Raw genomic sequence first — 20,685 nt, 5'->3', positions numbered from 1 at the left:
TCCGATAGGGGTTGAATGCACGCGCTAGGGCACGCGCTGTGCACATTGTTGGGGCAGCCCTGACCGGCATGGCTATGGCTTTCCCCAGCGTTTTATTGCAGCCACAGCCCCTCCGGCGCTGCGCTTGCGCAGACCGTATCGCAAGAACTGCGCCACGCCACAGGCACGGTCCTGACCGTTGGTCGGATCGTGGCCATGCCACCCCGGCGCACCGGCGGCGCGCTGGGCGGTGTTCCGACCTGCAGAACCTGCCTTGGCCCAGATGTCCCAGTTGAGACAAACACAGGGCAAAACGCGATGGCGTTGTGCCGGCACCCTTCCTAGAATGAATTGCAGAACGCCCGTTCTTTTTTCATAGAACTGAAGGAGACAAGCCATGACGGCTGAATACAAGGTCCACGGCGCCGTGGCCGTGATCACGCTCAACAATCCTCCGGTCAATGGCCTGGGGCTGTCCACCCGCCGTGCGGTCATCGAAGGCCTGAACCAGGCCAACACCGACAGCAGCGTGCAAGCCATCGTGATCACCGGTGCCGGCAAGGCCTTCTCGGGCGGTGCGGACATCAAGGAATTCGGCAAGGAGGCGGCCCTGCAGGAGCCGAACCTGCACACCGTGATCGCGCAGGTGGAGCAGTCCGGCAAGCCTGTGGTGGCCGCCATCCACAGCGTGTGCATGGGCGGCGGGCTGGAGCTGGCCCTGGGCTGCCACTACCGCATTGCGGCGCCCGGCACCACCGTGGCCCTGCCGGAAGTCAAGCTGGGCCTGCTGCCCGGCGCCGGGGGCACGCAGCGCCTGCCGCGCGCCATCGGCGTTGAGCCGGCACTGAACATGATCGTCAGCGGCGAGGCCGTGAAAAGCGAGCTGCTGGCGCAGATCCCCGGGCAAAAGCTGTTCGACAAGCTGGCCTCCAGCCCCGAAGCGCTGGCCGCCGAGGCCCTGGCCCTGGCCCAGACCGTGGGCGAGCGCCATGCCGACGGCAACGAGGCCCTGCCCCTGGTGCGCGACCTGAAATGCAAGCACCCCCAGGGCGATGCCTACTTCGGCTTTGTGCGCAACATGGTCAAGGGCATGTCCAAGAACTACCCCGCGCCCCTGAAGTGCGTAGATGCCGTTGAAGCGGCCACCAAGCGCAAGTTCCAGGAGGGCCTGGACTTCGAGCGCGAGCTGTTCGTCAACCTGATGTGGACGCCCGAGTCGCGTGCGCTGCGCCACCTGTTCATGGCCGAGCGCGCGGCCTCCAAGATCGCCGACGTGCCCGCCGACACCCCGGTGCGCGCCATCCAGAAGGTGGGCGTGATCGGCGCCGGCACCATGGGCGGCGGCATCAGCATGAACTTCCTGAATGCCGGCATCCCCGTGACCATCCTGGAGACCAAGCAGGAGGCGCTGGACCGTGGCGTGGCCACCATCCGCAAGAACTACGAGGCCCAGGTCAAGAAGGGCAAGCTCAAGGAAGACAAGTACGCCCAGCGCATGGCCCTGCTGTCCACCACGCTGGCTTATGACGACCTGAAGGACTGCGACCTGATCATCGAGGCGGTGTTCGAGGAGCTGGGCGTCAAGGAGGCCGTGTTCAAGCAGCTGGACGCCGTGGCCAAGCCCGGCGCCATCCTGGCTTCCAACACCTCCACGCTGGACGTGGACAAGATCGCCGCCTTTACGCGCCGCCCGCAGGACGTGGTGGGCATGCACTTCTTCAGCCCCGCCAACGTGATGAAGCTGCTGGAGGTGGTGCGCGGCAAGGCCACGGCCCACGATGTGCTGGCCACCGTGATGCAGATCGCCAAGAAGATCAAGAAGACGGCCGTGGTCTCGGGCGTGTGCGACGGCTTCATCGGCAACCGCATGATCGAGCAGTACAGCCGCCAGGCCGGCTTCCTGATCGAGGAGGGCGCCACCCCGCAGCAGGTGGACAAGGCCGTCGAGAAGTTCGGCTTCGCCATGGGGCCCTTCCGCATGGGCGATCTGGCCGGCAACGACATCGGCTGGGCCATCCGCAAGCGCCGCTATGTGGAAAAACCGCACATGAAGTACAGCAAGACCGCCGACCTGCTGTGCGAGATGGGGCGCTATGGCCAAAAGACCGGCAAGGGCTGGTACGACTACCAGGTCGGCAAGCGCGACGCCATCCCCAGCCAGGAAGTGCTGGACATGATCAGCACCTACCGCCAGAGCCAGGGCATCACGCCCCGCAAGATCTCCGACGAGGAAATCGTGCAGCGCCTGGTGTTCGCCCTGGTCAATGAGGGGGCGCAGATCCTGGAGGACGGCATCGCCAGCAAGGCCGGCGACATCGACATGGTCTACCTGACCGGCTATGGCTTCCCTATCTACCGCGGCGGCCCCATGCACTACGCCAGCGAGCTGGGCCTGATCAACGTGGTGCAGGCCATGCAGCGCTTTGCCCAGAACCCCCATGACGATGCCAGCTTCTGGCAGCCCGCGCCGCTGCTGGCGCGCCTGGCGGCCGAAGGCCAGCGTTTTTCCTGAGCGGTGTGCGCCGCTTGAACACCCAGAGATTGAAGGATTGACCCTATGACATCCGCAGTGATTGTTTCCACCGCGCGCACCCCGCTGGCCAAGAGCTGGAAGGGATCGTTCAACATGACCTATGGCCCCACGCTGGGCGCCCACGCGGTCGCGCACGCGGTGCAGCGTGCCGGCATCGACGGCGCCGAGGTGGAGGACGTGATCATGGGCCTGTCGCTGCCCGAAGGCACGACCGGCGGCAACGTGGCGCGCCTGATCGCCACGCGCGCCGGCCTGCCCGTGACCACGGCGGGCATGACCATCAACCGCTTCTGCTCCTCGGGCCTGCAGGCCATCGCCCTGGCGTCGCAGCGCATCATCGCTGGCGAGAACGAGGTGCTGGTGGCCGGCGGCCTGGAGTCCATCTCCTGCGTGCAGCTGGAGGTGAACCAGCACATGGCCCATGACCCGGAGCTGACCAAGATGAAGCCCGAGATCTACTGGTCCATGCTGCAGACCGCCGAGCAGGTGGCCAAGCGCTACCAGATCAGCCGCGAAGCCATGGACGAGTACGGCGCTGCCAGCCAGCAAAAGGCCTGCGCGGCGCAGGCGACGGGCTTGTTCGACGCCGAAATCGCCCCCATCACCGTGACCATGGGCGTGGCCGACAAGGTCATGGGCCTGACCACCAAGCAGGTCACCGTCAGCAAGGACGAGGGCACGCGCGAGGGCACGACCGTGGAAGGCATTGCCGGCCTGCGCAGCGCGCTGCCCGGCGGGTTGGTGACGGCGGGCAACGCCAGCCAGTTCTCCGACGGTGCCGGTGCCTGCGTGGTGGTGCACGAGGACTACGCCAGCAAGCACGGCCTGCAGCCGCTGGGGCGCTTCCTGGGCTTTGCCGTGGCCGGTTGCGAGCCGGACGAGATGGGCATTGGCCCGGTGTTCGCCATCCCCAAGGTGCTCAAGAAGCTGGGCCTGAAGGTCGAGGACATCGACCTGTGGGAGCTGAACGAGGCCTTTGCCGTGCAGGTGATCTACTGCCGCGACAAGCTGGGCATCCCGAACGAGCGCCTGAACGTCAACGGCGGTGCGATTGCCCTGGGCCACCCGTATGGCGTCTCGGGCCAGCGCCTGACGGGCCATGCGCTGATCGAAGGCAAGCGCCGCGGCGCCAAGCGCGTCTGCGTGACCATGTGCATCGGCGGCGGCATGGGCGCGGCCGGCATCTTCGAGGTGCTGTGAGCGTGGGCGCGCGCGACGCTGCGCCCGCGGCTGCCACGCCCGAGGCCGTGCTGGCCTTTGGCCGGCAGATTCTGGCCAGCCAGCCGTTCAGCCAGTTGCTGGGCGCCGAGCTGACGCAGCTGACCGCCGAGGGCGCGTGCGAGCTGCGTCTGCCCCTGCGCCCGGCGCTGACCCAGCAGTACGGCTTCGCCCACGGCGGCGTGGTCAGCTACATGGCCGACAACGCCCTGACCTATGCCGGGGCCGTGGCCCTGCGGGTGCCGGTGATCACCAGCGAGTTCAAGATCAACTACCTGCGCCCCGCTGTGGGCGAAGGCTTGATCGCGCGCTCCAGCTGCATCCATGCCGGCCGCTCGCAAGCCGTCACGCGCTGTGACGTGTTTGCCGTGCAGGACGGCGTGGAAAAACTGTGCGCCACGGCGCAGGGCACGATCAACGTCCTGCCCGCCCCCAAGGCCTGAAGCCGTGCCGGTGCGGGGCTTTGCCTCGCACCGCATCCCGGTGTGTCAGTTTCAACAACCATAGCTGTCGGCGCTTGCCCAGCAAGCGCTGGAGGCTGATTTCGCTTCAAAACCATGTCCCAGCTGCGCTCCACCCTGGAATTTCTGGTCTATGACTGGCTGCACGCCGAAAGCCTGACCGCCCGCACCCGCTATGCCGACCACAGCCGCGAAACCTTTGACGCGGTGTGGGACACCTGCGAGCGCATCGCCCGCGAGAAGTACGCGCCCTTCAACCGCACGGTGGACACGCAGGAGCCCAGCTTCGACGGCGAAAAGGTCATCCAGCCCGCCTGCACCGGCGAGGCGCGCAAGGCCTATGCGGACAGCGGCATGCTCAGCGCGGCCCAGCCCTACGAGCAAGGCGGCATGCAGCTGCCGTACGTGGTGGAGGCCGCGGCCAACAGCTTTTTTGCCTGCGCCAGCATCAGCATCGGCTCCAACCTGCTGACCGTGGGCAACGCCAACCTGCTGCGCGTGCACGGCACGCCCATGCAGCAGCAGGTGTTTGCCGACAACGCATTCAACGGCCGCTGGGCCGGCACCATGGCGCTGTCAGAGCCGCAGGCCGGCTCCAGCCTGAGCGACATCGCCACGCGTGCCGAGCCCGATGGCGCCGACTTTGAGGCCGACCCGCTGGGCGCGCGTTACCGTCTCAAGGGCAACAAGATGTGGATCAGCTCCGGCGACCACGAGCTGACCGAGAACATCGTGCACCTGGTGCTGGCCAAGATTCCCGGGCCGGATGGCAAGCTGATTCCGGGCGTGAAGGGCATCTCGCTGTTCATCGTGCCCAAGAAGTTGGTGGACACTACCGGCCAGTTGACCGGCGAGCGCAACGATGTGGCCCTGGCCGGCCTGAACCACAAGCTGGGCTGGCGCGGCACCACCAACACGTTGCTGAACTTTGGCGAGGGCAAATACCCCGTGCGCGGCGGCGCAGGCGCCATCGGCTACCTGGTGGGCCGGCCGCACGAGGGCCTCAAGTGCATGTTCCACATGATGAACGAGGCGCGCATCGGCATCGGCATGGCGGCCACCATGCTGGGCCTGGCCGGCTACTACGCCAGCCTGGACTACGCCAAGAACCGCCCGCAGGGTCGCCCCATGACCGAAGGCGGCAAGGACGCCAGCAGCCCGCAGGTGGCCATCATTGAACACGCCGACGTCAAGCGCATGCTGCTGGCGCAAAAGGCGTACTGCGAAGGTGCGCTGGCGCTGAACCTGTACTGCGCCCAACTGGTGGACGAAGGCCGCACAGGAACGCCGGAGGAGGCCGCACGCGCCAAGCTGCTGCTGGAGGTGCTGACCCCCATCGCCAAGAGCTGGCCCAGCGAGAACTGCCTGGAAGCCAACTCCCTGGCCATCCAGATCCACGGCGGCTATGGCTATACGCGCGACTTCCCGGTGGAGCAGTACTGGCGTGACAACCGCCTGAACATGATCCACGAGGGCACGCATGGCATCCAGGCGGCTGATTTGCTGGGCCGCAAGGTGCTGATGCAGGGCGGCGCGGGCCTGCAACTGCTGGCCACCACCATCCACGCCACCATCGAGCGCGCCCTGCAGCAGCCGGCCCTGGCCGCTTATGCCAACCAGCTGGCCCAGGCACTGCAGGAGGTGGGCAGCGCCACCAAAAAAGCCTGGGCCACCGGCAACCCGCAGGAAGCGCTGGCGAACGCCGTGCCCTATATGCAGGCCTTTGGCCACATGGTGCTGGCCTGGGTGTGGCTGGACGTGGCACTGACCGTGTTGCAGCGCGATGCTGCGCTATCGATAGCTGCCAACGCAGGCAGAATGGGCGCAGTACGCTATTTCTACCACTATGAGCTGCCCAAGATCACCGCCTGGCTGCAGGTGGTGAGGGCGCGCGATTTGACCTGCGCCCAACTGCCGGCCGAGGCCTTCTGACGGCCGGCGGGCCTGCACCCTTCCTGGCGGGCCGGTGCAGGCTGGCCGGGGTTGGGGGAGTGCCCGGCAAGTTCCAGGGGAAGGTCCTGCGCTGCGCGCCGAGAGGTCGCGCCGCAGGATCTGCGGGGTGCCCCGGCCTGTGGGCTGGCCCTGTCTTGGGTCCCGCAGCCCAAATGAATACCAAGGCCGGCACCGCCATCGCGTGGGCCACTTTGGAAGGCCCCGAATATCTCCAACCCCGCGAATCCGGACATGCCGCCGTGCATGGCGTGGAGTGGCTTCGGGCATGCCCCAAAAAAATCGCCTCCTGGGAAGGAGGCGCAAAATACAAGCGTCTGTCTGTGGGTCACAACAGCAAGACAGGCGGATTCTAGGGGGACGGCCGCAGGGCGCTGCAAAAATAAGTGTGCGCGCATCTCGCCATGCGAAATTCCCTGCCTACAGGGAATTCTGAAATTGAATAAGCTGCAGGTTTGTTGCAGGGTGCGCCGCATTCATCTGGAATATCCAATAGAAAATGCAGCCGATATGCCATCGGCGCACGAATCCGCAGGTCGTGTAAATCCCCTGGCGGCATTAATTTTTTGCAGTCTTTTATAAGACTTGATGCATTTGCAATACCTTGCAACATTTGATCGGCCGCTTGTGTGACCGCTTCATGGCAGGGCGTGGCAACCCTGCTTGCTTGTCGGCTGTCCAACCGGGGATTGCGCCGCCGCGCCGTGCCGGCGCACAATGGACTGAATCTTTTTTCCCATGCCACCGCTGGACCGCGCCCGGGTCATTCCGGGCGCGGTCTTGCTTTGGAGCGCCACGCTGCGCGTTCCTGTGGCCTTACACACTGCTTGAAGAATGAAGTTGAGAGGTTCGCCCTTTGCGTGGGTGAGTTTTGCCATGATCGTCGGCGTGATGGGCACGGCCCTCATCAGCCCGCTGTACGCGCTCTACAAAGAGGCATGGCAACTGCAGGCCAGCGACATCTCGCTGATCTACGTGGTCTACATGAGCGGGGCGCTGTGCAGCCTGCTGTTTCTGGGGCGGCTGCCGGACCGCGCCGGCTTCAAGGCCGTGATGCAGGCCGGTCTGGTGCTGACCTTGCTGGGCACCTTCCTCAGCCTGGTCGCCTGGAACATGACCAGCCTGATCGTTGGGCGCTTCATCGTCGGCGTGGCCTCCAGCCTGATGACCACCAGCGCCACGCAGGGCCTGGCCGTGCTGTCGCGCCCCGGTCATGTGCAGCGCGTGGCCATGGTCACCGGCTTTCTGATGGCGCTGGGCTTTGGTCTGGGCCCCCTGGTCGGCGGCATCATGGGGCAGTGGGCCCCCTATCCGCTGGTCACCACCTACATCCCGACCCTGGTGCTGGGCGGGCTGGGCCTGTACGTGCTGGCGCGGCTGGAGCTGCCGCCCGCCGCGCTGCCGCGCCAGGCGGGCCGGCTGCGGCTGCAGGACGTGCTGCCCAAGCTGACCTGGCCGGAGCCCAGTGCCTCCACGGCCTTTGTGCTGACCTGCATGCTGCCCTTTCTGGCATTTGGCGTGTTTGGCCTGTATGCCTCGATGTCGCCGCTGTTCCTGGACCGGCTGGTGCCCTGGCATGGCCCCGTGGTCAGTGGCACGGCGATCGCCGTGATCCTGCTGGCCTCGGCCTGCGTACAGGTGCTGGTGGGCAACCTGCCCACGCAGTGGTGCGGCCTGGGCGGTCTGCTGAGCCTGGCCCTCAGCAATGCGCTGCTGATGGTGAACCTGTGGGTGGGCTCGGCCTGGCTGTTCGTGCTGGGCGTGGCGTGCACGGCCATGGGCCATGGCATGAGCATGCTGTCGGGCATGAGCATGGTCAACCGCATTGCCACCCCGTCCAACCGCTCCGGCCTGCTGTCGACCTATCTGGTGATCGGCTACATCGGCAGCATGCTGCCCATGCTGGGCATGGGCTGGCTGGCCGACCACTGGGGCATGACGGTGGCGGTGTGCAGCTTCTGCGCCATGGTCATCGTGCTGGGGCTGGTGGTGGGGGGGCTGTTCCACCGCCACCCGCGCATGCGCAGCAGCGTGCAGTAAGGCCGCCCCTGGCTCAGGCGGCCTGCGCCGGGCCGAAGACAGCAGGGCGATCGCGCCCGGGCAGGCGCAGGGCCACGCCCGCAGCCAGCACCAGCAGGGCCGCGGCGGCGCCAAAGGCCAGCCAGTGCGTGCCGTGCTGCTCGAACCCCCAGCCACCCAGCCAGGCGCTGATCATGGCGCCCACCTGGTGGCCCAGGTAGGCCCAGCCATACAGCATGCCCACCTTCTTGACGCCATACACATCGGCCAGGATGGCGGACGACAGCGCAATGCTGCCGGCCCAGACCACGCCGCCCACTGCCGCCACCCCGTACAGCTGCCAGGCGCTGCCCACCAGCATCAGCCCCAGAAAGCCCAGGCCGCGCACGCCGTAGATCACGCTCAGCATCTTGCGCCGCTCCACCCGGTCGGACAGGCGGCCCAGCACCATGGTGCTGGGAATGGCGACCAGGCCGATCAGCCCGATGCCCAGGGCGCTGGTGGTGGCGTCAAAGCCATGGTCCAGCAGCATGGGCATGCAGTGCGTGCCCATCAGGTTCATGCTGAAGCCGCAGGCAAACAGGCCCAGCGTCACCTTCAGGAACGGGGCCGTGCGCATGGCTTGCAGCACGCTCAGCTCGGCCCCCGGGGCGGGGCGTGCGGCGGCGCTGCCGGTGGCCGTGCCCAGGGGGGCGTCACCGTCTTCGGGGGCGGCGTCGCGCACCACCCACAGCGCCGCGGGCACGGTGATCAGCGTGAACACGGCCGCAAAGCCCAGCAGCGTGTGCTGCCAGCTGAAGTGCTGCAGGGCCCAGCCCAGGGCCGGGGTCATGACGGCAATGCCGGCCATGGAGCCGGTGGACAGGAAGAACAGTGCCATGCCGCGGCGGCGCTGGAACCAGCGGCTGATCACCGGCGTCAGGGCCACGGGGCTGGTGAAGCCCGCACCCACCGACATGCAGACGCCGAAGCTCCAGAAAATGCCCTGGGCCGAGCGGGTGTTGACCGCCCATAGTGTGGACAGCACCAGGATGGCCGTGCCCAGCAGCAGCACGTGGCGCGTGCCCACGCGGGCCACCAGCCAGCCCGCCACGGGCATGGCCAGGCCATAGCACAGCATGCCGATGGCGATGATGCCGGCCAACAGGCTGCGGCTGAAGCCCAGATCGTTGGCCATGGGCAGGAACAGCGGGCCGATGCCCAGGCGCATGCCGACGGTCAGCAAGGTCAGCAGCGTGGCGGCCGCCACGATGTTCCAGCCGAAGTACCAGCCGCCGGGGGGCGTGGAGGAGGGGGGTGTGTGCATGGTGAATCTCCCTGGCGCGTGGTATGGATGTAGGTATCGCGCGGCGCGCATGGTAGGCCATGGCGGCAGGGGTGGCTGTCACCCCTGCAGGGAAATTTCACTTTTTTGATAGCTGTTTGCGCTGACTGCATCAGCGCTGCCAGCGTTTGGGGCGCGGACGTTATCGATTCGACAGCGCCCGTCGCGTCAACGGCGCACGCCGCCGAACTGCCAGTCCGGCATGGCGCGGGCAATGCTGTGCACCACCAGGGCCGTCAGGGCGCACTTGATCAGGTCACCGGGGATGAAGGCCACATTCACCCAGATGGCCTGGGTCAGCGGCAGCTTGGCAATCCACACCAGGCCGGCGATGCCAAAGGCATACAGCACGGCAATGCAGCCCACGGCCGAGGCGACGAAGGCGCTGCCCGCGGCGCGCAGGGGCGTGGACTTGGGCAGCAGCGCCATCAGCCAGCCGGTGACGAAGGCCGCAGCCGTCCAGCCCACCAGGTAGCCCGTGGTCGGTGCCATGAACACGCCCAGGCCGCCACGGCCGCCCGACAGCAGGGGCAGGCCGGCGGCCACGGCCACCAGGAACACCAGCATGGCCTGCAGGCCGCGCCAGGGGCCCAGCAGGCAGCCGGCCAGCATCACGCCCAGGGTCTGGATGGAGATGTGCACGCCCAGCGGCAGGTCAATCTTGGGAATCAGGCCCATCACGCCCAGCAGGGCGGCAAACAGGGCCACCAGGGCGATGGATTCGGAGTGGCGGCGGGTCAGGGCGGTGGTCATGGCAGGAGTTCCTCGCAGTGGTGGCGGTATTTTATGCACGCCAAATTGCAGAAACGCATGCGGAACATGAATGCATCTGCATTTAAATTTGCCTTTTTGACGGTGCCTAACTGCGTCGATCTGCGAGCGGCGATGGGGTGCGAAACACCGCATTTCGCGGCAATTGCCGGCAGGATGGTGCAAGCGCTGTTTATCCGCGCGCAAGCTGTCGGCAACCGCGTTCAACGGGTGTCAAAGTCTGTAGAACTTGGCGCGACAGGGGCGCGCAGCCCCGCGCCGGCTGTCGCGACGTGGCCAACTGCCGCAGGCCGCGCACCGGGGATCGCCTGCCGAGGCCGGTGTGCGCCGTGCTCAGCGTGCCTGGCGGCGCACCTGTTCCAGCATCTGGCAGGCGGCTTCCACCGCCTGGCGCGCCGCGGGGCTGTCGACCAGCATGCGGGCAAAGCCGTGCACCATGCCTTCGGCGCGCGTCCACTGCACGGCCGGGCCTTGGGGCAGGGCCTGGAGCTGGCGCGCAAAGTCCTCGGCTTCGTCGCGCAAGATGTCGTGGCTGGCCGTGACGATGGCCGTGGGCGGCAGCTGCGGCAGGGCCGCGTGGCACAGGCCCGGGCTGCGCCAGGCCAGGTCGGCGCCGCCCAGCTGCTGCCAGTAAGCGTCCATGGCGCCACCGGTCAGGCCGTAGCCCTCGGCGAACTCGGCCATGCTGGGCGTGGACAGGCCGGGCTGCAGGCAGGGGTAGAACAGCAGCAGGGCCTGGATCTGCGCGCGGTTGGCAGCGGGTTGCTGGATGGCATGCACCGCGCTGCACAGGGCCAGGTGGCCGCCCGCGCTGTCACCGCCCAGCAGCACCTGGGGCTGGGCGAAGGGCAGCACGCCCTGCATCTGGTGCAGCCACTGCAGCACGGCCTGGGCATCCTCCACGGCAGCGGGGAAGGGGCTTTCGGGCGTGCGGCGGTAGTGCACGCTGAGCACGGTGTGGCCGCTGAAGTGGGCCAGGTGTTCGCACAGGTCGTCGTGCGTGTCCAGGCTGCCCACCATCCAGCCGCCGCCATGCAGCCAGACCAGGGTCTGGCCGCTGGCGCGGGCCGCCGGGGTGTAGCTGCGCACGGCAATCTCGCGCCCGGGGGCGCTGACAAAGTGCTGCTGGATGGCAATGCCCGGCAGCGGCTGGGTGCGCAACTGGCGCGCCTGCAGCTCGCTGAGCAGGCGGCGGCGCTGCACATAGTCCAGCTGGGGCGTGGGCGTTTGCGCCTCCAGCTGGGCAAAGCGGTGCTGGGTGTGTGCCAGGGCGGGATCGATGGGGGTGGGGTCAGGGGTGTGCATCATGAAAATCCATAGCTGTCAGCGCTTGCTGTGACTGGGTGAAATGCCTTTTTGGTGTGTCAAACCGCTGCCAACCCTTCGGCTGCCGGAGCGCGGTACAGCAACACCTTCAGGCTGCGTTCCTCGTCCACATCGGCAAAGGCGGCGGGGTTGGCGATGCGTTCCACGAACTGCAGCGTGGGCGCGATCTCGGCCATCTGGTCCTGGAGGAAGGCCGTGCCCAGTTCGGGCGCGTTCAGGCACAGCAGCACATGGCCGCCAGGGCGCAGCAGGTCGGGCAGGCGGCGCATCAGCTTGGCGTAGTCCTTGGTGGCCACAAAGCTGCCCTTCTGGTAGCTGGGCGGGTCGATGACGATCAGGTGGTAGGGGCCGCTGCGCGTGATCTTGCCCCAGCTGCTGAAGATGTCGTGCGCCAGAAAGCTGGCGCCCGTCAGCCCGTTGAGCTGGTGGTTGTGCTGGCCCGTGGCCAGGGCGCCCTGGGCCATGTCCATGTTCAGCACCTGGCGCGCGCCGGCGTCCAGCGCGGCAACGGAGAAGGCGCAGGTGTAGGCGAACAGGTTCAGCACCTTCAGTCCGTGGCGGTGTTCGGGGTGCTGCGCCACATGCGCGCGCACCCAGCGGCGGCCGGCGGCCATGTCCAGGAACAGGCCGTGGTTCTGGCCGCGCAGCACATGGGCGCGGTACTGCAGGCCGGCCTCGGTGACGATGTGCGGCTCGGGCACGCTGCCGCGCACCAGGCGCGTCTCGGCCTTGGTGCCGGGCTGGCGCATCTGGAAGACCCAGTTCAGCGGCTGGCCCTGGCCGATCTGCGCCCAGCGCGCGAGCAGGGCGCTGTCCAGGGCCTGCAGCGCGGTCTCGTCCAGCGGCTGGAAGCTGGTCAGCACCAGCACGGGGGGAAAGGCGTCCAGCACCAGGTGCTCGCAGCCGGGGTGGCGCCCGCCGCGGCCGTGGAACAGGCGGCAGGCATCGGTAGGGACTTCGAGCTGGGCGATGGTGTCGAGCAGGGCTTGCATGGCATTCACGGAAAAAACACAAGGGCGAGAGTATGCGGCCACAGCCCTTGCCCTGGCGGCGGCCGGAGTACGGCGCCTGCGGGCCGCGGCCGGCGGTGCAGCTGTCACACAGGCTTCACGCACTTGTCGCGAGCCTGTCACGGCAGTTCACGACCATCGCGACACCCCGCTTTTGCAAGGATGCGCCCATGATTTCCGTGGACCAGATCGTCGACCTGCACCTGCCGCAATTGCAGCGGCACCCCCGACTCAGCCAGGGCGTGCGCGGCGTGCTGCGCCGGCTGCTGCGCGAGCAGAGCTTCCGCAGCTTTGCCCAGCAGTACCCGCACCTGGAGGGCTTCCAGTTCGTGGAGCAGGTGCTGGAGCACTTTGCCTTCAGCACTGCCGTGCGCGACAACGAGCGCGAGCGCATTCCCGCCCACGGGCGCGTGGTCATCATCGCCAACCACCCCATCGGCTCGCTGGACGGCCTGGCCCTGCTGAACATGGTGGGCGGCATCCGGCGCGACGTGAAGATCGTCGCCAACGGCCTGCTGGCCGAGCTGGCACCGCTCAAGCGCCTGCTGCTGCCGGTGACCATGATGGGCGGGCGCAGCGCGGCGCGCCAGCTTAAGGCCATCATGGAACACCTGCAGGGCGAGGGCGCGGTCATCATCTTCCCGGCGGGCGAAGTCTCGCGCCTGCACCCCGAGGGCGTGCGCGATGGCCGATGGAACCCTGGTTTCCTGCGTCTGGCCGACCAGGCCCAGGCGCCCATCGTGCCCATCCACATCGACGGGCGCAATTCGGCGCTGTTCTACGGCGCCTCGCTGCTGTACAAGCCCCTGGCCACGCTGCTGCTGGTCAAGGAGATGTTCGGTCAGCACCAAAAGAGCATCGCCTTGCGCATCGGCCACCCGATCCCGCACAGCAGCTACGGCAGCCTACCGGTCGAACCCGAGGCCGCCGCCAAGCTGCTGCGCAAGCACCTGTACCGCGTGGCCCAGGACAAGCCCAATCTGCTGAAGGTGGAGACGGCGATCGCCCACCCGGTCAACCGCAGCGCCCTGGCCCAGGCCGTGACGGCCTGCGAGCTGCTGGGCGAGACCCCGGACGGCAAGCGCATCCACCTGTTCCGCGGGCCGCTGGATTCGCCCATCCTGCGCGAGGTGGGGCGGCTGCGCGAGCTGTCCTTCCGCGCCGTGGGCGAGGGCAGTGGCGCCCGCCGCGACCTGGACCGCTATGACGCCCACTACGACCACCTGATCCTGTGGGACCCGCAGGACCTGGAGATCGCCGGTGCCTACCGCATGGCGCGCACCGCCCAGGTGCTGGCCGAGCAGGGGGTGGAGGCCTTGTACACGCACAGCCTGTTCGAGTTCACGCCCGGCATGCAGAGTTTTTTGCAGCAGGGGCTGGAGCTGGGTCGCTCCTTCGTGCAACCGCGCTACTGGGGCAAGCGTTCGCTGGACTACCTGTGGTTTGGCATCGGAGCCTACATCCAGCGCTATCCGGAATGCCGCTACCTGTTCGGCCCGGTGTCCATCAGCCGCGAAATGCCCCAGGCGGCGCGCGATCTGCTGATCTACCACTACCGCACGCACTACGGCGACGCCTGCCTGGCCCACGCCCGCCGGCCCTATGTGCCGGGCGAGGGGCTGGAGATGTGCTCGCAGTTCACGGGCGAGGACAGCGCGGCCGACTTCGTGCGCCTCAAGCACCTGCTGGCCCACATGGGCTCCAGCGTGCCCACGCTGTACAAGCAGTACGCCGAAGTGGCCGAGCCCGGGGGCGTGCGCTTCCTGGACTTTGGCGTGGACCCGGATTTCTCGCACTGCGTCGATGGCCTGGTGCTGGTGGACGTGCAGCGCCTGAAGCCGCACAAGCGCGACCGCTACATGCCCCGCCGTGAGGCCGAGGCTGTCACCGAAGCAGTGACCGAAGTCGTCACCGCAACCGCAGCGGCCTGATCGCACCGTAGCGCTTCAAAAAACACAGCAGTAGGCGTCCGTCGGACGGGCGCCTACTGCTTTTTTCATGCCTGGTCGCCGGGACGGGCGCGTGGTGCGCCACGGTGTCGCACGGGGTATTCCAAAAAAGATACAAAACAGTCGCAGATGGGCGCATGCAATGTGGGTATTGCGTATCTTTTTTGAGATTAAGATGCTTTCTTAGCAACCCTCACAGCCTGCGCGTCGCGTGCGGCAGGCCCGTCCGACATGGAACTGCAGTCTCTACAGCCACTGGCACAGCAACTGTTTGCCGACATTCGTGCGCTGACTTTCGATGGCGTGGGCGTCACCCGTGCCAGCTATGGGGCCGGTGAAAACGCCTGTGCCCGCCATCTGGAGGCCTTTGCCCGCGCCGAGGGGCTGGAGGTGACCACCGACCGCGCCGGCAACTTTGTCTACCGCGACCCGGCCGACACCCGCCAGGGGCCGGTGATCTGGACCGGCTCGCACCTGGATTCCGTGCCGCAGGGCGGCAATTACGACGGCCTGGCCGGCATCGTCGCCGGCCTGCTGGTGCTGATTGCGGCCAAGCGCCAGGGCGTGACACTGCCCGCGCCGCTGCAGGTGATCGGTTTCCGCGGTGAGGAGAGCGCCTGGTTCGGCAAGGCCTACATGGGCTCGGGCGCGCTGTGGGGCAAGCTGACGGCGGCCGACCTGGCCCTGCAGCGCCGCGAAGACGGTGTCAGCCTGGGCGACGCCTTGGCCGCCTGCGGTGCCGACCTGGCCGCCATCGCCCGCCAGGACAAGCTGTTCAACCCTGCCGACATCCGCGCCTATGTGGAACTGCACATCGAGCAGGGCCCGGTGATGGTGGCGCGCGAGATCCCCGTGGGCGTGGTCAGCGGCATCCGCGGCAATGTGCGCCACAACAAGATCGAATGCTTTGGCGAGGCCCAGCACTCCGGCGTGGTGCCGCGCTGGCTGCGCAAGGATGCGGTGTTCGCCGTGTCCGACCTGATCGTGCGCCTGGACACCCACTGGCGCGCGCTGCTGGAGCGCGGCACCGACCTGGTGGTGACCTGCGGCGTGGTGCAGACCAACCCGGCCGAGCACTCCATCTCGCGCGTGCCGGGCTATGCGCATTTCAGCTTCGAGGCGCGCAGCAAGAGCAGCGACACGCTGGAAGCCTTCTACCAGCTGGTGCAGGCCGAGATGGCCTCCATCGAGCGCGAGCGCGGCGTCAAGTTCCAGCTGGACCGCCGCCTGCTGAGCGAGCCCGCTGTCACTGACCCCCAGCTGTGCGACCTGATGGCCAAGGCCTGCCGCGAGCGCGGTATTGCCCACGAGCGCATCCCCAGCGGCGCCGGCCACGACGCGGCCCTGTTCGCCAACGGCGGCGTGCCCTCGGCCATGGTGTTCGTGCGCAACCAGCATGGTTCGCACAACCCGCACGAGGCCATGGAGCTGTCGGACTTCATGCTCGGCACCCAGGTGATGGCCGACACCATCGCTGCCATTCCCGTGGCCCCGGCCTCGGTATAGTCGCGGGCAGCCGCCACCATGACCACGGACCCCTTCACCTCCCACATCGACTATGCCGCGCTGGGCGACCGGCTGCGCGCCTACCGCATGGGGGCGGGCCTGCAGGCCGACGAGGTGGCGCAGCAGCTGGGCGTGTCGCGCGCCGTGGTCTACCGCATGGAAAAGGGCGAGATCGTCAAGATCGACACCCTGGAGCGGCTGGCCCACCTGCTGGGCACCAGCCTGGCCTCGCTGCTGGGGGTGGAGGCCGAGTACTACGCTTCGGCGCTGGCGCTGTTCGAGCGCATGCGCCAGCTGGAGCAGACCTCGGACCGCATCCTGGCGCACTTCGAGCCAATCTCGCTGCTGCTGATGTCCGAGCACTACCTGGAGCACCTGGGCCTGATGCTGGCCGAGGCCTTGCCGCAGGGTGCCGATGCCCCGCTGCACGCGCGCCAGGCGCAGCAGATCATGGACATCCTGCGCGAGCGGCGGCTGAACTTCGAGCGGCGCAAGCCGCACATCGTCAGCCTGATCGGTCTGCGCGAGCTGGAGCGCTTCGTGCAGACCGGCCTGATCGGCCGCATGGACGTGGCACCCGGCGTGCGCCGTGCCCGTGTGCAGGCTGCGCGCCAGGAGGTGCAGCGCATCGCCGAGCTGATGGACAGCGAGCCCTGGTACGCCCAGGTGGGGCTGGTGGACGATGCCATGCCTTCGGCCACCTACCAGGTGCTGATCGGCGCCCAGCACCGGGTGCTGATGCACAGCCCGTTCCGTCTGGGTGAGCTGCCGAATGTGCGCAACGGCATCGCCATGGTGACCGCCTCGCAGGAGGCCGTGGCGCTGCACGAGCGCATGACCACGAATTTATGGGCCACGGCCAGCAAGGGCCCCGCCGGCGCACAGCGCCTGCGCGCCTTGCTGGAGCGCACGGCCCCGGACTGACCAAGAAAGAAGATTGCAATGACACCTTTGATGAGCCAGCAGGCCGCGGCCTGGTTGTTGGAAGCCGGTTGTGTGGAAGTGCGCACCGATGCGCCCTTCGTGCTGCCCTCGGGCTGGGCCAGCCCGGTGTACATGGATGCCACGCGCCTGATCTCGCTGCCCACCATCCGCCGCGAGCTGATGAAGCAGGGCGTGCAGCGCCTGCTGGATGCCGGCGCCCTGCAGGGCCTGAGCGCCGTGGCCGGCGGCGAGTCCAGCGGCATCGCCTTTGCCGCCTGGTTTGCCGAGAAGCTGGACATGCCGCTGCAGTACGTGCGCAAGCGCGCCGTGGGCAGCCGCCAGATCGAAGGCACGGTGGAGCTCGGGGGCAAGGTGCTGCTGGTGGACGACATGGTGTCTGCCGGCCAGTACAAGCTGAGCTTCATCGACGCCCTGCGGGCCCAGGGCGCGCGCGTGGAAGACCTGTTCGTGGTCTTCGACTACGCCTGCTTCGGCTCTGACGCGGTGCTGGCCCAGCACGGTGTGCGCGTGCACGCGCTGTGCAACTGGCAGGACGTGCTGGCCATGGCCTTCCAGCGTGGCGGCTTCTCGGTCGAGCAGCTGGCCGTGTGGCAGACCTTCCTGCAGGACCCGGCCAAGTGGTCGCTGGCCCACGGCGGGATTGGCAAGTAAAAACAGAGCGCCTTGCGCTCGTCTTGCCAGCGTTTGCGATCGATTGTTGGCGGAAATGCCCTGCAGCCGTGCGCGGGCTGCTCCTGAAATGCGCAATGCAAAAAGCCTGCTGGATCAGCAGGCTTTTTGGCGTGGGCACCAGGGCGGCGATCAGGCGGCCACGGCGGCCTTCACATCGTTGGCGGCGCTTTCAAAGGCGGCGGCCACAGCGTCGGGGCCCATGCCCAGACCTTCGGCGCGCACAAAGCGCACGTCGGTGACGCCGAAGAAGCCCATCACCACCTTCAGGTAGCTTTCCTGGTGTTCCATGGCCTGACCGGCTTCGCTGGTGGAGTACATGCCGCCGCGCGAGGAGGCGATGATCACGGTCTTGCCCTTGGCCAGGCCTTCAGGGCCGTTGGCGGTGTAGCGGAAGGTGCGGCCGGGCTGGGCGATGCGGTCGATCCAGGCCTTCAGCTGGGTGGGGATGCTGAAGTTGTAGAACGGGGCACCGATCACGACCACGTCGGCGGCCAGGAACTGGCTCACCAGCTGTTCGGACACGGCGTTCTCGGCCACTTGCTCGGCGGTCAGGCCGTCGGTCTGGCCGGTGCGGGGGGTCATCGCGGCCATGGTGAAGTGGTTGGGGGCCTGGGCCACCAGGTCCAGGTAGGTCACTTCGGTGCCGGCGTGCTTGGCCGTCCAGGCGTTGACGATTTGCTGGGTCAGCTTGCGCGAAGCCGAGTTGTCGCCGGTGATCGCAGAGTCAATGTGCAGCAGTTTCAAGGGGTGCTCCTGAGAAATCAAAGTTCGATCGGTTGAAGTATGCATTGATCCCGTTGTTCCGATAAGTCATCGAAAATGCGATAGATTGTTCTGAATATCGATTCAATCGGACCCAACCATGCAAGATCTCAATGACATGCTGTACTTCGCCGAGGTGGTGGAGCGCGGGGGCTTCGCCGCAGCAGGCCGGGCCCTGGGCATTCCCAAGTCGCGGCTGTCGCGGCGCATTGCCGAGCTGGAGGCCCGCCTGGGCGTGCGCCTGCTGCAGCGCACCACGCGCAAGCTGTCACTGACCGAGGTGGGGTCGGCCTACCTGCGCCATTGTCAGGCCATGCGCGATGCCGCCGAGGCCGCGCAGGACACGGTCGAGCAGGTGCAAAGCGAGCCGCGCGGCACGGTGCGCGTCAGCTGCCCGGTCACCCTGTCGCAGACCGTGCTGGCCCCGCTGATGCCGCTGTTCCTGGAGAAATACCCCCAGGTGCGGGTGGAGATGATGGTGGTCAACCGCCCCGTCAACGTGGTGGAAGAGGGCGTGGATGTAGCACTGCGGGTGCGCTCCACGCTGGAAGACAGTGCCAGCATGGTCGTCAAGCGCCTGGGGCTGGCCAACCAGATCCTGCTGGCCAGTCCGGCCTATCTGCAGCGCCAGGGCACGCCGCAAAACCCGCAGGACCTGCTGCAGCACCATGTGCTGTCGATGTCGGTCTTCGACGGCGTGGCGCACTGGCGCCTGCGCAGCGACACCGGTGCCGAGGTGCAGCTGCAGCCCCAGGTGCGCTACATGGCCGACGATTTGCTGACGCTCAAGTACGCGGTGCTGGGCGGCGCGGGCGTGTGCTATCTGCCCGACTACATGTGCCAGGCCGAGATGGACCGGGGCGAGCTGGTGCATGTGCTGCCGCAATGGCGCTTTCCGCTGAGCATCGTCCACGCCGTGTTCGGCTCGCGCCGCGGCCTGACCCCGGCGGTGCGCAGTTTTCTGGACTTCCTGGGCGAGCACATGGCCAGCCACGGCCCGGGCCCCGACACCGGGGCGCGGGCCAGTTGAGGGGCGCGCGCCCTGTTGTCCACCACCGACACAGAAGCCCTTCGATTCCTGGGTGGTCGGGGTGGCAAGGCCAGCAAACCGTGGCAGAATTCATAACAGGAATAATTCTCACTCTGAAGCAAAGCCCGAATGGCGGTGCTTTTCCTGTTTGGCCAGCCACCCGCTGGCCGTCCCCTGACCACTGGAAGCGAAGAAGATGAAAATTTGGAAGACGGCGCTGTGCCTGAGCTTGGTTGGCGCGGCCACTTTGGCCCAGGCTGCACAGCCCCAGGCTGTGACGGTGTACTCCGCACGCATTGAAGCCCTGCTCAAGCCCACGTTGGACGAATACACCAAGCAGACCGGTGTCAAGATCAACCTGCTGACCGACAGCGGTGGCTCCCTGACCGAACGCCTGGCCGCCGAAGGCGCCAGCTCGCCCGCCGACGTGCTGATCACCGTGGACGTGGGTAATCTGTGGAACGTGGCCGAGCGCGGCCTGCTGCAGAAGGTGGATTCGCCCCTGCTGAACGCCAATGTGCCCGCCAACTTCCGCGACCCCGGCAACCGCTGGTGGGGCCTGTCGGAGCGTTCGCGCACCATCTTCTTCGCGGCCGATCGCGTCAAACCCGAGCAGCTGAGCACCTACGAAGACTTGGCCGACCCCAAGTGGAAGGGCAAGCTGTGCCTGCGCACCTCCAAGCAGGCCTACACCCAGTCGCTGGTGGCCATGCTGATCGCCAAGCACGGTGTGGAGAAGTCCGAAGCCATCGTCAAGGGCTGGGTCAACAACCTGGCGGGTGACGTGTTCACCAACGACACCAGCCTGCTGAAGGCGATTGCCGCCGGCCAGTGCGACGTGGGCATTGCCAACACCTACTACTTTGGCCGCATCCTGGCCAAGGAACCTGACTTCAACAAGCAGGTCAAGCTGTTCTGGGCCAACCAGGGCAAGAACGAGGGCGGCGCCCACGTGAACCTGTCCGGCGCTGGTGTGACCAAGCACGCCAAGAACCCCGAAGGTGCACGCAAGCTGCTGGAATGGCTGTCCTCGGCCAATGTGCAGACGGCTTACACTCACGGCACGTACGAAAGCCCGATCAATCCCAAGGCAGATGTCGATCCCATCGTCAAGGCCTGGGGCAAGTTCACGCCCAGCCCTCTGAATGCTTCGGACATCGGCTCCAAGCAAGCGGAAGCGATCAAGCTGCTGGATCGTGTAGGCTATCGTTAATCGATTTTTTGGAATTA

The 20,685-nt window shown here is 67.1% G+C and carries 16 protein-coding genes; 11 read left to right on the top strand and 5 right to left on the bottom strand.

What is annotated here, in order from left to right:
- Nucleotides 1-376: 376 nt before the first annotated feature.
- From CA2_RS04055 to CA2_RS04035, 5 genes are all read left to right on the top strand, one after another.
- Nucleotides 377-2,491, top strand: a complete 2,115-nt coding sequence (locus CA2_RS04055) for a 3-hydroxyacyl-CoA dehydrogenase NAD-binding domain-containing protein (RefSeq protein ID WP_042412912.1) — start codon at nucleotides 377-379, stop codon at nucleotides 2,489-2,491.
- A gap of 45 nt (nucleotides 2,492-2,536) precedes the next feature.
- A complete protein-coding gene (locus tag CA2_RS04050; protein ID WP_042412910.1) occupies nucleotides 2,537-3,712 on the top strand; it encodes an acetyl-CoA C-acyltransferase in 1,176 nt (391 codons plus the stop codon).
- Between the two features lie 2 nt (nucleotides 3,713-3,714).
- Nucleotides 3,715-4,173: a PaaI family thioesterase gene (locus CA2_RS04045; protein WP_245620876.1), complete on the top strand. Its 459-nt coding sequence runs from the start codon at nucleotides 3,715-3,717 to the stop codon at nucleotides 4,171-4,173.
- A 114-nt stretch (nucleotides 4,174-4,287) separates the two neighbouring features.
- A complete protein-coding gene (locus CA2_RS04040) occupies nucleotides 4,288-6,123 on the top strand; it encodes an acyl-CoA dehydrogenase family protein (RefSeq protein ID WP_042412909.1) in 1,836 nt (611 codons plus the stop codon).
- A gap of 852 nt (nucleotides 6,124-6,975) precedes the next feature.
- The gene (locus tag CA2_RS04035; protein ID WP_225890681.1) at nucleotides 6,976-8,181 is read left to right on the top strand and encodes an MFS transporter; all 1,206 of its coding nucleotides are present in this window, start codon (nucleotides 6,976-6,978) and stop codon (nucleotides 8,179-8,181) included.
- Between the two features lie 13 nt (nucleotides 8,182-8,194).
- Here the strand turns inward: CA2_RS04035 and CA2_RS04030 are convergent, their stop codons facing one another.
- The 4 genes from CA2_RS04030 to CA2_RS04015 form a co-directional block, all read right to left on the bottom strand.
- A complete protein-coding gene (locus tag CA2_RS04030; protein ID WP_042412907.1) occupies nucleotides 8,195-9,466 on the bottom strand; it encodes an MFS transporter in 1,272 nt (423 codons plus the stop codon).
- A gap of 186 nt (nucleotides 9,467-9,652) precedes the next feature.
- Complete coding sequence (locus CA2_RS04025; RefSeq protein ID WP_042412906.1) at nucleotides 9,653-10,237, bottom strand: biotin transporter BioY; 585 nt, start codon at nucleotides 10,235-10,237, stop codon at nucleotides 9,653-9,655.
- 351 nt (nucleotides 10,238-10,588) lie between these two features.
- Complete coding sequence (locus CA2_RS04020) at nucleotides 10,589-11,560, bottom strand: alpha/beta hydrolase (RefSeq protein ID WP_245620875.1); 972 nt, start codon at nucleotides 11,558-11,560, stop codon at nucleotides 10,589-10,591.
- A 59-nt stretch (nucleotides 11,561-11,619) separates the two neighbouring features.
- The gene (locus CA2_RS04015) at nucleotides 11,620-12,573 is read right to left on the bottom strand and encodes a class I SAM-dependent methyltransferase (protein ID WP_042412904.1); all 954 of its coding nucleotides are present in this window, start codon (nucleotides 12,571-12,573) and stop codon (nucleotides 11,620-11,622) included.
- Between the two features lie 188 nt (nucleotides 12,574-12,761).
- Between CA2_RS04015 and olsF the strand changes: the two genes are divergently transcribed.
- The 4 genes from olsF to CA2_RS03995 all read left to right on the top strand — a co-directional run bounded on the left by olsF (nucleotide 12,762) and on the right by CA2_RS03995 (nucleotide 17,642).
- On the top strand, nucleotides 12,762-14,522 hold the full coding sequence (olsF, locus tag CA2_RS04010) for a bifunctional ornithine lipid synthase OlsF (RefSeq protein ID WP_042412903.1): 1,761 nt from the start codon (nucleotides 12,762-12,764) through the stop codon (nucleotides 14,520-14,522).
- 249 nt (nucleotides 14,523-14,771) lie between these two features.
- Entirely contained in the window at nucleotides 14,772-16,046 is a 1,275-nt protein-coding gene (locus CA2_RS04005) for a hydantoinase/carbamoylase family amidase (protein WP_042412900.1), read from the top strand.
- 18 nt (nucleotides 16,047-16,064) lie between these two features.
- Nucleotides 16,065-16,970 (top strand): helix-turn-helix domain-containing protein, encoded by a 906-nt coding sequence (locus CA2_RS04000; RefSeq protein WP_042412898.1) that lies wholly within the window; start codon nucleotides 16,065-16,067, stop codon nucleotides 16,968-16,970.
- Between the two features lie 18 nt (nucleotides 16,971-16,988).
- Nucleotides 16,989-17,642 carry an orotate phosphoribosyltransferase gene (locus tag CA2_RS03995; protein WP_052369816.1) on the top strand — a complete coding sequence of 218 codons (654 nt, stop codon included), beginning with the start codon at nucleotides 16,989-16,991 and terminating at the stop codon, nucleotides 17,640-17,642.
- A 150-nt stretch (nucleotides 17,643-17,792) separates the two neighbouring features.
- Here the strand turns inward: CA2_RS03995 and CA2_RS03990 are convergent, their stop codons facing one another.
- Nucleotides 17,793-18,407, bottom strand: coding sequence for an FMN-dependent NADH-azoreductase (locus tag CA2_RS03990; protein WP_042412894.1), 615 nt, complete (start codon nucleotides 18,405-18,407; stop codon nucleotides 17,793-17,795).
- 118 nt (nucleotides 18,408-18,525) lie between these two features.
- Between CA2_RS03990 and CA2_RS03985 the strand changes: the two genes are divergently transcribed.
- Together CA2_RS03985 and CA2_RS03980 are read left to right on the top strand one after the other, a co-directional pair.
- A complete protein-coding gene (locus tag CA2_RS03985; protein WP_042412892.1) occupies nucleotides 18,526-19,455 on the top strand; it encodes a LysR substrate-binding domain-containing protein in 930 nt (309 codons plus the stop codon).
- 196 nt (nucleotides 19,456-19,651) lie between these two features.
- A complete protein-coding gene (locus tag CA2_RS03980) occupies nucleotides 19,652-20,668 on the top strand; it encodes an extracellular solute-binding protein (RefSeq protein WP_042412890.1) in 1,017 nt (338 codons plus the stop codon).
- Nucleotides 20,669-20,685 lie beyond the last annotated feature (17 nt).

The organism is Comamonas aquatica NBRC 14918, assembly GCF_000739875.1.
GTDB classification, from domain to species: domain Bacteria; phylum Pseudomonadota; class Gammaproteobacteria; order Burkholderiales; family Burkholderiaceae_C; genus Comamonas; species Comamonas aquatica.
The sequence above is the reverse complement of the archived record's forward strand: the minus strand, read 5'-3'. Positions and strand labels throughout refer to the sequence as shown.

What these genes read in the sequence shown, in the direction of transcription:
- CA2_RS04055 (WP_042412912.1), top strand. Translation starts at nt 377, where the DNA reads ATGACGGCTGAATACAAGGTCCACGGCGCCGTGGCCGTGATCACGCTC.
- CA2_RS04050 (WP_042412910.1), top strand. Translation starts at nt 2,537, where the DNA reads ATGACATCCGCAGTGATTGTTTCCACCGCGCGCACCCCGCTGGCCAAG.
- CA2_RS04040 (WP_042412909.1), top strand. Translation starts at nt 4,288, where the DNA reads ATGTCCCAGCTGCGCTCCACCCTGGAATTTCTGGTCTATGACTGGCTG.
- CA2_RS04035 (WP_225890681.1), top strand. Translation starts at nt 6,976, where the DNA reads ATGAAGTTGAGAGGTTCGCCCTTTGCGTGGGTGAGTTTTGCCATGATC.
- CA2_RS04030 (WP_042412907.1), bottom strand. Translation starts at nt 9,466, where the DNA reads ATGCACACACCCCCCTCCTCCACGCCCCCCGGCGGCTGGTACTTCGGC.
- CA2_RS04025 (WP_042412906.1), bottom strand. Translation starts at nt 10,237, where the DNA reads ATGACCACCGCCCTGACCCGCCGCCACTCCGAATCCATCGCCCTGGTG.
- CA2_RS04020 (WP_245620875.1), bottom strand. Translation starts at nt 11,560, where the DNA reads ATGCACACCCCTGACCCCACCCCCATCGATCCCGCCCTGGCACACACC.
- CA2_RS04015 (WP_042412904.1), bottom strand. Translation starts at nt 12,573, where the DNA reads ATGCAAGCCCTGCTCGACACCATCGCCCAGCTCGAAGTCCCTACCGAT.
- olsF (WP_042412903.1), top strand. Translation starts at nt 12,762, where the DNA reads ATGATTTCCGTGGACCAGATCGTCGACCTGCACCTGCCGCAATTGCAG.
- CA2_RS04005 (WP_042412900.1), top strand. Translation starts at nt 14,772, where the DNA reads ATGGAACTGCAGTCTCTACAGCCACTGGCACAGCAACTGTTTGCCGAC.
- CA2_RS04000 (WP_042412898.1), top strand. Translation starts at nt 16,065, where the DNA reads ATGACCACGGACCCCTTCACCTCCCACATCGACTATGCCGCGCTGGGC.
- CA2_RS03995 (WP_052369816.1), top strand. Translation starts at nt 16,989, where the DNA reads ATGACACCTTTGATGAGCCAGCAGGCCGCGGCCTGGTTGTTGGAAGCC.
- CA2_RS03985 (WP_042412892.1), top strand. Translation starts at nt 18,526, where the DNA reads ATGCAAGATCTCAATGACATGCTGTACTTCGCCGAGGTGGTGGAGCGC.
- CA2_RS03980 (WP_042412890.1), top strand. Translation starts at nt 19,652, where the DNA reads ATGAAAATTTGGAAGACGGCGCTGTGCCTGAGCTTGGTTGGCGCGGCC.